Origin of the sequence: Pseudomonas moraviensis subsp. stanleyae (genome assembly GCF_036283065.1) — a bacterium.
Classification (GTDB): domain Bacteria; phylum Pseudomonadota; class Gammaproteobacteria; order Pseudomonadales; family Pseudomonadaceae; genus Aquipseudomonas; species Aquipseudomonas stanleyae.
This window is the reverse complement of record NZ_JAADJI010000012.1, coordinates 168,968-180,873: the sequence shown is the minus strand read 5'-3', so window position 1 is coordinate 180,873 and position 11,906 is coordinate 168,968. Positions and strand designations below refer to the sequence as shown.

Genomic DNA, 11,906 nt, shown 5'->3' with positions numbered 1-11,906 from the left:
GCCTGGTCTGAGGAAAATTTGAATGTTCATACATAACAAGCGACTTCAGTACACCGTTCGAGTGGCCGAGCCCAACCCGGGTCTGGCCAATCTGCTTTTGGAACAATTCGGGGGAGCCAATGGCGAACTGGCCGCGGCAGCGCGCTACTTCACTCAAGCCTTGGCCGAGGAAGATCCGGGGCGAAAAGATCTTCTGCTGGACATTGCCACCGAGGAGTTGAGCCACCTGGAGGTGGTCGGTTCGATCATCGTAATGCTCAACAAAGGTGCCAAAGGCCAACTAGCCGAAGGCGTTCAGGAAGAAGGCGAGCTGTACCGCGCGCTGAATGGCGCCGGCAATGACTCGCACATCACCAGCCTGCTCTATGGCGCAGGCGCGCCTCTGGTCAATTCGGCCGGTGTGCCGTGGACGGCGGCGTATGTGGATTCGATCACCGAGCCGACCGCCGACTTCCGGTCCAACATCGCTGCCGAAGCGCGGGCGAAAATCCTCTACGAACGCCTGATCAACATCACCGATGATCCGGGTGTTAAAGAGGCGCTTGGCTTCCTGATGACACGAGAAATCGCCCATCAACAGTCGTTCGAAAAAGCCCTGCATTCGATCCAGCCAAACTTCCCGCAGGGCAAACTGCCGGGCATGCCTGAGTTCACCAACAAGTACTTCAACATGTCCGGCGAACCGAACGTTCGTGGTCCGTGGAACGAGGGCGGTGCGTGGGAGTACGTGGAAAACCCAGAGCCGGCAGTCGACGGCGGCGATGGTCTGGCGACCGTCACCCTTCCCGCTGAAGACGAACAGGTGCTGGAAGCCATGAAGATCCGCACGGCCTCTGACCCACTCAGCGAACCGGTGACCGGCGCTGATCTGGGCTCGGGTTACGTGCAAGGCAAAGATGTCTGAACCCAGTCCGGCGGCCCCGCACCGGGGTCGCCACTTGCTCAAGGAGAACCCCATGAAAAGCAGCAAAGTCCTGGCACTGACCTCTGAACATTTTCAACACTTGATGGAGCAGGCATCCGCTGGGTTCGAGCTCGACTGCAAACAGGCCTGTCGAGGACTGAAAGTCAGCATGGCGGTGAATGTTTTCGGCCTGGGCACGCTGATGCCGAATAATTTCGCCGATGAAGCCACCTTCCAGCCATCGGACGAACAGCCCCCTCTCGACGACGACTTCCCTGCGATGCGCATGGTTGCCAAGCGCACATTGACTGAGCGAAGCCGCTCAATCGACATGGCTGAACATTTTCATCGGTAACAGGAGGCTGACATGAGAACGCTTAAAAATCCGGGTCTCCCGATCGTCGCCCCTGGGCTGCCGTTTCTGCTGGGCTGTGCGATATTCGCCGGCGGGACGCTGATCATGATCAGCGAACTGGCGGGGAAATTCATTGCGCTATGAACCTTATGTCGCTGCTGCGTGCGCAGCTGATCCGAACGTTCAAAACAACACCGCAGCCGCTTCCCTCATGAAGATCTCGACCGTCTTCGGCCCTATCCCCTCGAACTCGGACAGGCGCTTTTCCAGCGCCTTACGGTCCGCGCTCGCTGCCACGATGTTGCTGACCTTGCCGGCGTACTCGCTGTTGAGCTTGTTGGCCAACGCGAGCAATCGCGACGCCGTGCTCTCGTCGTAGCGCACGTAACGCGCCTGCCCCAGCATCGACACCAGTTGACGGTGAGTACACTGCGCGAGCTTTTGCGGCGTGTCTTTTTGATGCTGCTCTACTATGACTTGATACGCCTTGGCGGCGATCGCGCCCTGAATCCTTTTGCCCATCAGAAAACTGGCAAGCAGCCATTTGAACAGGCCGGTTTCGCTGGCGTTGTGCAGATCGATGTTCAAGTCACCAGCCGTGATGATTTCACTCACAAGTCTCACCTTAACGCGCGCTTCAATTACAGATGTTGACCCGGCACACCTTTGAACGATCCAATGACCGCCGCCTGGCCAAGGCAATAAATTGAATCCCCAGTGGAAAAGGATGGTCATCTTTCAGGAGATGAGAGATGACAAGCATAAGGACCTTCAAATGCTCGGTCGCAAACTGCCCGACAGCAAAGGGCATGACGCCGCAGAAACCGCTCCCATCAAAGCTGCCAGCGAGATAGCCGCGTTCCGCCTGACCGTGATCTTCATGCTGACGGTGATTCTGGCGTTTCTGGGAGTGGAAGGATGGCGGACGTGGCGTGACTACCACGCCGCATTTTCGTCCGCGCGGGATTCGGTCACCAACCTCGCCCGGGCAACGGCGCAGCACGCCGAGGACGCCATTCGCCAGGTAGACGTATTGACCGCCGCGCTGGGCGAGCGCGTCGAAGGCGATGGTTTGCAGAACATTGACGTGCCGCGCATTCACAAGTTGCTGGTCCAGCAAGCCAAGCTGATGCCGCAGTTGCACGGCCTGTTCATTTACGGCCCGGACGGGCACTGGATCGTCACCGACAAGGAAAACATCCCGGACCCGGCGAACAATGCCGACCGCGATTACTTCCAGTACCACCGCACCCACACCGATCGAAACGTGCGTATCGGTGATGTCGTCAAAAGCAAATCCACCGACGACCTGATCATTCCGATTTCGCGCCGCCTGAATAACCCGGACGGCTCCTTCGCCGGCGTGCTGCTGGGGACGATCAAGGTCAGTTACTTCGTCGACTATTACGGCGATTTCAAGATCGACGACAAAGGTGCACTGGTACTGGCGTTGCGCAACGGCACCATCCTCGTACGACGCCCCTTCATCGCCTCGGTGATCGGTCAGAGCCTTGCCGACAGCGAAGTTTTCAAGAACTACCTGCCCTATTCCAATCAAGGTATCGCCGAGGTCCGAGCCATCGTCGACGGCACCCAGCGTTTATACGGTTACCGCGCCTTGACCACGTACCCGTTGGTGGTGGAAACCGGACTTTCCCGCGAATCGATCATTGCCCCGTGGCGCTGGGACCTGATCAAAACCGGCTTCGTGTTGTTGTCGGTGATTACCGCGTTCACGGTCTTCGGATTGATCGTCTTGAGGCAATTGCGCCAACGCATGGTGATGGAAAAGGATCTGCGCAAGGCCCACCAGGCCATGAAGGACATGGCCTTGACCGACAGCCTGACCGGGCTGGCCAACCGGCGTCGCCTGGATACCGCACTGGCCGACGAGATTCGTCTGGCCAGACGTCAGGGCTCGTCGATTTCATTGATCATGCTCGATGTCGATCACTTCAAACTCTACAACGACACCTACGGGCACGCGGCGGGTGACGATTGCCTGAGCGCCGTCGGCCAAGCGATTGCGCACGCGGTGAAACGACCGGGTGATCTGGCCGTGCGTTATGGCGGCGAGGAATTCTCCGTGTTGCTACCCAACACGGATATTCGAGGGGCGGCGCTTGTGGCAGAGGAAATACTTGAGGCCATTCGCTCATTGCGCATCGAGCATAGAGCTCATCCGCTGGGCCACGTCACCGCCAGCGCGGGTATTGCGGTTGGCAAACCGGCTGAACACGAGATGAGCCCCGCCATGCTGATCGATTCGGCTGACAAGATGCTTTATGCGGCGAAGCAGCAGGGCCGTGATCGTTATTGCACTGGCGGGGGCAGTGGCCTGGAGTGCGATGGATCGTGAAGGTCAGTTAGTTCGACTGACCACCCGGATATCTGTAATCCCTACCCGCTCGGCCTGCTCGATAATCTGCTCTGGCGTCGAATCCGCCGTGGGCATGACCAGGCTGTTTTCGGCATCGCCCAAATGCAGTTCCAGCAGGTGCATCGCCGCGTCGTGCCCGGCCAGTTGCGCGTCTTTGAGTTCGAGCAGATAGGTCCGAGGCTCGCCGTTGAATCGGTATTCGATGTGATAGGTGTACATGATGTCGTCCGCGTCGGTGGGAAAAGGCAGTGTTTATCCTGACGCGATGGTCAGCTTTTAGTTCAGCCGGAATGCCAAATTGCATTTGCAAACAAACTTTTTGCGCAGCGAAGCGTCCTCTTCTTAACTCTCCACAACAGCTGATCACAGCTAAGGACCGGCAATGACCTTTTTCATTTTCCTTTTGGCCTGCGCGGCGGCGGCAACCACTGGCGTGATGTTCAAACCCGGCCCGTGGTACGAAGCGCTGACCAAGCCTTCGTTCACCCCGCCCAACTGGGCCTTCCCCGTGGCCTGGACAATCATTTACCTGTTGCTGGCCTGGGCCGGTTATCGCCTGAGCCTGATCCCCGGCAGCCAAACGGTGCTGGCCTTGTGGGCCGCGCAGATTGCCCTGAACACGCTGTGGACGCCGGTGTTCTTCGGCGCGCATCAGGTGCTGGCGGCGTTGGTGATTCTGGGGGTGCTGTGGCTGGTGGTCGCGGTGATGGTGGTACTCGCGCTGCAACTGGACGTGGTCACCGGGCTGATTCTGTTCCCGTATCTGGCGTGGCTGTGCGTTGCGCTGGCGCTGAACTGCTCGATCCTGATGAAGAATCGCCTGTGAGCGATTTTCCATGGCCGCAAGGCGAGCGCGAGCTGGCGCAGATTCGCGCGTTCAACAAAAAGCTCGCCTGGCTGCCGCGCTTCAAGGTCCGCAATCGAGTCACTCCTCGTCTGATTCAGGCGTTGCTGCGGGCGGGTCAGATCGGCGGCGCCGGCATGCTGCGCCAGCATGGGCTGACCGCTGAGCGCAAGATCATCGACACGGTGCCGGTGCGCATCATCCGTCCCAAGGGCAAAGCCAAAGGCGTGGTGCTGGATTTCCATGGTGGCGGCTGGGTGATTGGCAATGCGCAGATGAATGACAACTTCAACATCGCGATCGTCAACGCCTGCGACGTGACGGTGGTGTCGGTGGATTATCGGCTGGCGGTGTCGACGCCAATTGAGGGCTTGCTGGACGATTGTCTGCGCGCGACTCGCGGTATTTTGAGCGATGGCGAATTTGCCGGACTGCCCGTAGTCGTCGTCGGTGAATCAGCGGGCGGGCATCTGGCGGCGGCCACCCTGCTCGCACTCAAATCTTCGCCGCAACTGCTGCAACGGATCTGCGGCGCGCTGCTGTATTACGGCGTCTACGACCTGACCGGCACGCCCCGCGTGCGCACCGCGCCAGCCGATACGCTGGTGCTCGACGGCCCCGGCATGGTCGAAGCGTTGCGCCTGCTCACGCCGGATATCAGCGACGAACAAAGACGCCAGCCACCGCTGTCGCCGCTGTATGGCGATTTCAGCGGGCTGCCGCCAGCGCTGCTGTTTGCCGGTGAGCTCGATCCGCTGCTGGATGACACGCGACTCATCGCCGAGCGCTGGCAACACACGGCGCCGGTGGAAATGCATGTGCTGCCGGAGTGTCCGCATGGGTTTATCCACTTCCCCACGGCTACTGCTGAACATGTGCTGGCTTACAGCAGGCAGTGGATCTCGGCCCGAGTGGCAAGCTACTCAGTGAAATCCGCCGAAATCAGCCCGGCGCTTTCGTAGCTGCCGATCAATTCATCAAACAACGCAATATCCCCTCGGCTGCGCGCAATCAACTGCGCGCCGGCCACCGCCGCGTAAATTGCCCGCGCCCGCGCCTTGCAGCTTTCTTCCTCGGCAGCTCCAGCAGCAATCAACACCTGGGTCAGCCATTCGATATTAACCTCTGCGAACTGCTTGACCTGGTCCTTCACTGCATCCGGCAGATCCTGATATTCGGCAGCCATGAAGCTGACCAGGCACAGCCGATTACCGTTTTCCAGCGAAGTGCGAAAGATCGACGGGTACCACTTCAGCGATTGTTCTGGCTCGGGATTGGTCTCGCGAATGTTCTCCAGCGCCTTGGCCGCGTCTTGCCAGTAACGCTCGGCAACTGCCGCGCCGAGGTCGGCCTTGCTGGGAAAGTGGTAGTAGATGCTCGCGTTCTTGATGCCCACCACTTCGCCGATGCTGCGGAAGTTGATGCCGTTGTAGCCGTGGGTCTGCGCCGCTGTTTTGGCGGCGTCCAGAATCGCTTCGCGTGCGTTCACGCTCATGTCTGTGTCCTCGATGACCATCGATCAATGGGCCGGATTGTACGCTCGAAAGATTTACCTGCCAATTGGCAGGTAGGGGATTGACAGGAGAAAATTCTGGCCGCAATCTCTGCCTACCAACTGACAGGCAGGGAAACTGAAATGACCGCTGACTCGACTCACAATGATGCTCAATCCGTTTCGAAACTGAAAATTTATGACTGGTACAACGGCCCCTACCCGGCCCGCGTGCGAATCGCCCTGGCGGAAAAATCGCTGTTGCCGCGCACCGAATTCATCTCGGTAAATCTGTGGAAAGGCGAACACAAGAATCCCGAATTCTTGCGCTTGAACTACTCAGGAACGCTGCCAGTGCTGGAGCTGGAAGGCGGCACCCTCCTCGCCGAATGCACGGCGATCACGCAATATCTCGACGTCCTCGACGGCAACCCTGTGCTCACCGGCCGTACACCGGTTGAGCAAGGACGGATCCACATGCTGAACAAACGTGCCGAGATCGAATTTCTCGATGCGGTGAGCGTGTATTTCCACCATGCGACCCCGGGGCTTGGCCCGGAAGTGGAGCTGTACCAGAACGCCGAATGGGGCATGCGCATGCGGGACAAGGCTGTGCGCGGCATGCGCTATTTCGACAACTTGCTGCGTCATCAGCCATTCGTGGCTGGCGCCAGTTTCTCCATGGCGGACATCACAGTGTTGGCCGGGATGATTTTCTCGGCGCTGGTTGAGCTGGAAGTCCCGGAAGACTGCACGGCACTGCGCGAATGGCACGCGCGCATGCAGCAACGTCCGAGTGTGCAGCAATGGCGCGCAATGGTAGAGCGAGGCGAGCCGTAAAAAACCAGACCAGCAAAAAAGGCGCCTTCACCGGCGCCTTTTTCGTTGTCAGCTCACCTTGATCACCACCTTGCCAAACGCCCCTTTCGCCAGGTGCTCATAGGCCTCACGCGCCTGTTCAAACGGATACACATGGTCGATCACCGGGCGAATGTCGTGCTTGGCGAGGAACACGTTCATCCGGTCAAACGATGAACGCGGTGCCACCGCAATGCCGCGAATGGTGGTCTGGCGGAAGATCAGCGGCATCAGGTTCAGCTCGACGGTCTGCCCTGTCAGAAAGCCAATCTGCGCAATCCGCCCCGAGGCCTTGGTCGCTGCTACCGACTGATTGATGCCATTGCCTCCCGCCACATCGAGCAGCAGATCCACACCCTTGCCCTCGGTAAGTTTCAGCACCTCGTCCGCCCAGTTCGGCGTGGTGCGGTAGTTAATGCCAGCGACCGCGCCCAGACGTTGTACCGCCTGCAGGTTCTCATCACTGCTTGAAGTTGCGATGACCTTGGCACCCAGCGCGGTGGCGATCTGCACGGCGAAGATCGATACGCCGCCGGTGCCCTGCACCAAGACGGTCTGGCCCGGTTGAATAGCGCCGAAATCCACCAGTGCGTACCACGCGGTGAGCGCGGCGATTGGCAGCGTCGCCGCCTCTTCATCGCTCATATTGGCCGGCGCGCCGACGGCGCTGTCCTCGTGGATGATCATGTACTCGGCGAGGCCCCCGGGCAGCGGCGAACCGAAGCAGTAATCCGGCTCGTTCGGCCCCGGTTCGCCGTCCAGCCAGCGCGAGTACAGATGCGAATTGACCCGGTCGCCAACCTTGAAACGAGTAACGCCGTCGCCAATGGCGACCACGGTACCGGCAACATCGCTGACCGGGATCAGCGGTTTCGGCACCATGTGCGGTTCATAGATGCCGTCAACGATGGCCTTGTCGCGAAAATTCAGCGAGACCGCGCCGACCTTGACCAGCAGCTCGCCAGCCTTGGGTTGCGGCGTTTGCGTCTCGCCAAGTTGCAGATTGTCGAGGCCGAAATTTTTCAGTAACCACGCTTTCATGGTGAGTCTCCAAATACACGTTATTGGCCGCAAACCCTCAGCAGGTTTGCCTTGGGCCCATGATTGGCTTTTACACCAGCGCAATAAATGCTTGGAAACAGACAGGATTGTTCTATTCTCGGGCAACAAATCCAAATACTGAAGCTCACCGGAAAAGCCATGGAATTACTGCAATCGATGCGCCTGTTCGCCCGGCTGGCGGAGCTGGGCAGTTTCACCAAAGCCGCCAAGTCGCTGGATATCGGCCGGCCGCAGGTCACTCGCTATATTCAGGAACTGGAAACATCGCTGGGCGTGCGCCTGTTCCAGCGCACGACAAGGAAGGTCGCACTCACCGCCGAAGGTGAGCTTTTCTATCAGCGGGTACAGGAAATCCTCGCCGAGATCACCGCCGCCACCACGATGTTCGATCGCACCGGAGCCACGCTGTCCGGCCGCCTGCGCATCGACATTCCCACGGCGTTCGCGCAGCTGGAATTCATCAGAAGCCTGCGCGAATTCACCGACACCTACCCCGGCATTAACATGGTCCTGGGCGTCACCGATCGCGCGGTTGATCTGGTCGGCGAAGGCATCGACTGCGCGCTGCGCATCGGCGAGCTGCCCGACTCAACCCTGATCGCCCGCCCTATCGCCTTGGCGACCATGGTCACCTGCGCCGCGCCTGAGTATTTGCGCGAGCACGGTACACCGCAGACGCTTGCAGACCTGGCGAACCATCAAGGCGTGAATTTTTTGTCTGGCCAGAACAACCGCACCTTGCCTTGGCAGTTTTCAGTTGAGGGCAAGCAGAAAACCTATGTCAGCCGCAAAGGCATAACCGTCACCGAGTCGAACGCCTACGTGCAGTGTGGCGTGTCGGGCTTCGGGATCATTCAGGCGCCGGGCATCGCGGTCGCCGAGCATTTGGCCAGTGGTGCGCTGGTGGAAATTCTGCAACCGCTTCGTCCGCTGCCTCGACCGGTGTCGCTGCTGTATCCGAGCCGCACGCATCTGCCGGCGCAGGTTCAAGTGTTCATCGAATGGTTGCAGGTGCGGTTTGTGCAGTTGCATGCAGCATGGGTGCAGGACTGAAGTCGGGCCTCCTCACTCCCAGCCATGCGCCTCTTCGATAAAGTGCAGCACTGCACTGGAGCGCTCATCGATGCGTGAAATCAACGACAGCTCACTGACCATTTCCGGTTGCGTCAGCGGGATGATCCGAATGCCCGGCATGCTCAACCGGGTGACCGCTTCAGGCACGATACTCAAACCGATGCCCGCCGCCACCAGGCCCGGGATGCTCATCAGTGACGGTACGTACATGATGTTCTCGGGATGCAGCTGGTTCTGCCGGCATGCCTGTAGCGTATGCGAGGTCAGGCCGATGCCGGCGCTGTCCTGCAACAGCACAAATTTCTCGTGACGCAATGTCGCCAACTCGCCGCTGAAGCTGTCCGCCAGTTCATGGTTATCAGGGATCAACAAGACCAGGCGTGACAGGCTGAAATGATGGGTGCGCAGACGATCCGGCAAGTGATCTTTGAACACACGGGCAAAAGCCAGATCAAGCTTGTGGTCGAGCAACATGTCGAACTGCGCGCGGATCCCGGCATCGACCAGCGACACTTTGACTTCGGGGAACGTGCTGAAGTAATGCCGCAGCAATTGCGGCAGGTTGGCTTCGAACAACGCCGAGTGATAACCGATGTTGATTTCGCCGACTTCACCGCGCCGTGCACGTCGCGCCGCGGCCGTCGCTCGCTCACTGGCCTCTATTGACTGCCGGGCGTGTGGCAGGAATGCCTCGCCGGCGGCCGTCAACACGACGCTACGGTTTTCCCGGCGGAACAAGGCCAGCCCCAGCTCAGACTCCAGCGTACGCATCAATTGGCTCAGCGCCGGTTGCGCGATGTCCAGTTGTTCGGCTGCCCGGCTGAAATGCTGAAGCTCGGCGGCGACCACGAAGGCCTTGAGATGACGCAATTCCATTTCATTGATCCATAAGGCTGGCTTATCTATTTATCGGGATTTCGATAATTATTCTCTAGACCGGATGGGCTACTGTCTACTGACTTCGACGATCTGCCCAGGCCAGCGCTGAGCGCAATCGTACGGGGACCCCGTAACCAATAAAAATAATGACGAGCCCCTCAATGAGCACAACCAGTCACGAGACTCATGATTTGCGCATGCCTCGCAAAGCGGTGACCGCTGCGACCATCGGCACTGCACTGGAATGGTTTGACTTCACCCTCTACGGCGCGGTGTCGGCAACTATTCTGCCCAAGCTGTTTTTCCCCGCCATGGAGCCGACCGCCGGACTGCTGGCGTCGTTGGCCACGTTCGGCGTCGGACTCGCCGCCCGACCATTGGGCGCGATTACCTGTGGCTACCTCGGCGACAAACTCGGCCGACGCAACCTGATGCTCGCCACCGTCACCCTGATGGGCCTGGCATCGGTGTTGATCGGCTTGTTGCCCACCTATGCGCAAGTGGGGATTCTCGCGCCGATCCTGTTGGTGCTGCTGCGCATCATCCAGGGCTTCGCGCTCGGCGGTGAATCCACCGGGGCGCAACTGATGGCGCTGGAACATGCCACTCCTGACCGTCGCGGGCGCTATTCCGGGCTGCTCGGTGTGTGTTCCCCGCTGAGTCAGATATTGGCCAACGGCGTGTTGATGGGCCTGGCTGCCACCCTCTCCAGCGAACAGTTTGAAAGTTTCGGCTGGCGGATTCCTTTCCTGCTGAGCTTCGTGCTGGTGATCGTCGCGATCTATATCCGCCTGAAGGTTGATGAAACCCCGGCGTTCGTCGCATTGCAGAAGAACCCGGTCAAGCAGGAAAAGAGCCCGCTGAAATCGGCCATGGGCAGCCACTACAAGACCATCCTGCGTCTGATGCTGTTTTTCTGCTCGCCCGCTGCGCTGTTCTACCTGATCGTGATTTTTTCCCTCAGCTACCTGACCAAGCATCTCGGTTTCAGCCAGTCGACAGGCTTCATGTCGCTGATGGTCGCCAACCTGTTCGCGATTTTCGGGGCGTTGGCCGGTGGTTACTTGTCTGATCGCTGGGGTCGCAAGAAAGCGCTGACGTTCGGTTCGTGCATGACCCTGCTGATCCTGTTCGTGTACTTCCCGATTCTCAACACGCTGAACGTTGTCGCCATCATGGCAATCATGGGCCTGTTCCTCGGCTTCACCCAGTTTCAAAGCGGCATCCAGCCAGTGGCATTTGCCGAAGCCTTTCCGACCCAGGTGCGCTATTCCGGCTCGGCCCTCGCTTATACCGGCGCCAACCTGGTGATCGGCGGCCCGATGCCGATGATTGCCGTGTGGCTGATGAGCCAGTCCGGCAACTCGCCATGGCCCTTGGTGACGCTGTGCGCGGTGATCAATCTGATTTCGCTGGCAATGATCCTGATCGGCCCTGAAACCCGCGGCATCGACCTGAACGCCGTGACCCCAGACAACGCCGACGCCACGGCCACACCGCCCCTCTCTCCAAATAACGCTGCAGGACGACCATGAACCGCACTGTCTTTATTCTCAACGGCCCGAACCTGAATCTGCTGGGCCGCCGTGAACCGCACATCTACGGGCACACCACCCTCGAGCAGATTCGCCTGAGCAGTGAGCGACTGGCCGAGGAACTTGATCTGCTCTGCGTGTTCCGCCAGACCAACCATGAAGGCGTGATGGTCGACTGGATTCAGGAAGCCTTCGAACAAGGCGCAGCAGTGATCATCAACCCGGCCGGCCTGTCGTTTCACTCCATCCCGGTGCTCGATGCGCTGAAGTTGCTCAGCACACCGCTGGTTGAACTGCATCTGTCGAACATCCACGCACGAGATGAATTGCATCGCCACTCGATCATGTCCGGGGTGGTCAATGCAGTGATCTGCGGCATGGGCGCCGCCGGTTATGCGCTGGCGCTACGGGCGGTCGATGACTTGTTGCGTCGATAGAAAGCGAAAGGGGCTCGTTCAGCGAAATCCAACGAGCCCCACTTCAGCGCGACAGAATCAGGCAAATCGCCAACAGGATCCGCCTA

General features: G+C 59.3%; 15 protein-coding genes. 10 read left to right on the top strand and 5 right to left on the bottom strand.

Annotation, left to right across the window (positions count from 1 at the left end; translation table 11 throughout):
• Positions 1-22: 22 nt before the first annotated feature.
• From GXB78_RS22335 to GXB78_RS22325, 3 genes are read left to right on the top strand one after another with little or no spacing between them, the layout of a single operon-like run.
• Positions 23-904 (top strand): manganese catalase family protein, encoded by an 882-nt coding sequence (locus GXB78_RS22335; RefSeq protein ID WP_329517026.1) that lies wholly within the window; start codon positions 23-25, stop codon positions 902-904.
• Between the two features lie 52 nt (positions 905-956).
• Entirely contained in the window at positions 957-1,259 is a 303-nt protein-coding gene (locus GXB78_RS22330) for a hypothetical protein (protein ID WP_329517025.1), read from the top strand.
• 12 nt (positions 1,260-1,271) lie between these two features.
• The gene (locus GXB78_RS22325; protein WP_329517024.1) at positions 1,272-1,403 is read left to right on the top strand and encodes a hypothetical protein; all 132 of its coding nucleotides are present in this window, start codon (positions 1,272-1,274) and stop codon (positions 1,401-1,403) included.
• 39 nt (positions 1,404-1,442) lie between these two features.
• Here GXB78_RS22325 and GXB78_RS22320 read toward each other — a convergent pair whose 3' ends face one another.
• Complete coding sequence (locus tag GXB78_RS22320; protein ID WP_329517023.1) at positions 1,443-1,874, bottom strand: HhH-GDP family DNA glycosylase; 432 nt, start codon at positions 1,872-1,874, stop codon at positions 1,443-1,445.
• Positions 1,875-2,034: 160 nt separating this feature from the next.
• Between GXB78_RS22320 and GXB78_RS22315 the strand changes: the two genes are divergently transcribed.
• Positions 2,035-3,618, top strand: coding sequence for a sensor domain-containing diguanylate cyclase (locus GXB78_RS22315; protein ID WP_329517022.1), 1,584 nt, complete (start codon positions 2,035-2,037; stop codon positions 3,616-3,618).
• Positions 3,619-3,621: 3 nt separating this feature from the next.
• Here the strand turns inward: GXB78_RS22315 and GXB78_RS22310 are convergent, their stop codons facing one another.
• Positions 3,622-3,858 carry a hypothetical protein gene (locus GXB78_RS22310; RefSeq protein WP_329517021.1) on the bottom strand — a complete coding sequence of 79 codons (237 nt, stop codon included), beginning with the start codon at positions 3,856-3,858 and terminating at the stop codon, positions 3,622-3,624.
• Between the two features lie 163 nt (positions 3,859-4,021).
• Here GXB78_RS22310 and tspO point away from each other — a divergent pair, with 163 nt between their 5' ends.
• Both tspO and GXB78_RS22300 read left to right on the top strand, forming a co-directional pair.
• Positions 4,022-4,465 carry a tryptophan-rich sensory protein TspO gene (gene tspO, locus GXB78_RS22305; RefSeq protein ID WP_329517020.1) on the top strand — a complete coding sequence of 148 codons (444 nt, stop codon included), beginning with the start codon at positions 4,022-4,024 and terminating at the stop codon, positions 4,463-4,465.
• Positions 4,462-5,445 (top strand): alpha/beta hydrolase, encoded by a 984-nt coding sequence (locus GXB78_RS22300; protein ID WP_329517019.1) that lies wholly within the window; start codon positions 4,462-4,464, stop codon positions 5,443-5,445. Before tspO ends, GXB78_RS22300 begins: the two co-directional genes overlap by 4 nt.
• Here GXB78_RS22300 and GXB78_RS22295 read toward each other — a convergent pair.
• Positions 5,403-5,978 carry a TetR/AcrR family transcriptional regulator gene (locus GXB78_RS22295; protein WP_329517018.1) on the bottom strand — a complete coding sequence of 192 codons (576 nt, stop codon included), beginning with the start codon at positions 5,976-5,978 and terminating at the stop codon, positions 5,403-5,405. The two genes, GXB78_RS22300 and GXB78_RS22295, sit on opposite strands and share 43 nt — an antisense overlap.
• Before the next feature lie 186 nt (positions 5,979-6,164).
• Here GXB78_RS22295 and GXB78_RS22290 point away from each other — a divergent pair, with 186 nt between their 5' ends.
• Complete coding sequence (locus tag GXB78_RS22290; RefSeq protein ID WP_329517087.1) at positions 6,165-6,815, top strand: glutathione S-transferase; 651 nt, start codon at positions 6,165-6,167, stop codon at positions 6,813-6,815.
• 48 nt (positions 6,816-6,863) lie between these two features.
• Here GXB78_RS22290 and GXB78_RS22285 read toward each other — a convergent pair whose 3' ends face one another.
• Positions 6,864-7,874 (bottom strand): zinc-dependent alcohol dehydrogenase family protein, encoded by a 1,011-nt coding sequence (locus GXB78_RS22285; protein WP_329517017.1) that lies wholly within the window; start codon positions 7,872-7,874, stop codon positions 6,864-6,866.
• Positions 7,875-8,033: 159 nt separating this feature from the next.
• Between GXB78_RS22285 and GXB78_RS22280 the strand changes: the two genes are divergently transcribed.
• The gene (locus tag GXB78_RS22280; protein WP_329517016.1) at positions 8,034-8,948 is read left to right on the top strand and encodes a LysR family transcriptional regulator; all 915 of its coding nucleotides are present in this window, start codon (positions 8,034-8,036) and stop codon (positions 8,946-8,948) included.
• A 12-nt stretch (positions 8,949-8,960) separates the two neighbouring features.
• Here the strand turns inward: GXB78_RS22280 and GXB78_RS22275 are convergent, their stop codons facing one another.
• On the bottom strand, positions 8,961-9,845 hold the full coding sequence (locus tag GXB78_RS22275) for a LysR family transcriptional regulator (protein WP_329517015.1): 885 nt from the start codon (positions 9,843-9,845) through the stop codon (positions 8,961-8,963).
• Between the two features lie 164 nt (positions 9,846-10,009).
• On the opposite strand from GXB78_RS22275, the gene GXB78_RS22270 reads away from it, so the two are divergent.
• Entirely contained in the window at positions 10,010-11,383 is a 1,374-nt protein-coding gene (locus tag GXB78_RS22270) for an MFS transporter (RefSeq protein WP_329517014.1), read from the top strand.
• On the top strand, positions 11,380-11,820 hold the full coding sequence (locus tag GXB78_RS22265; RefSeq protein ID WP_329517013.1) for a type II 3-dehydroquinate dehydratase: 441 nt from the start codon (positions 11,380-11,382) through the stop codon (positions 11,818-11,820). Before GXB78_RS22270 ends, GXB78_RS22265 begins: the two co-directional genes overlap by 4 nt.
• Positions 11,821-11,906 lie beyond the last annotated feature (86 nt).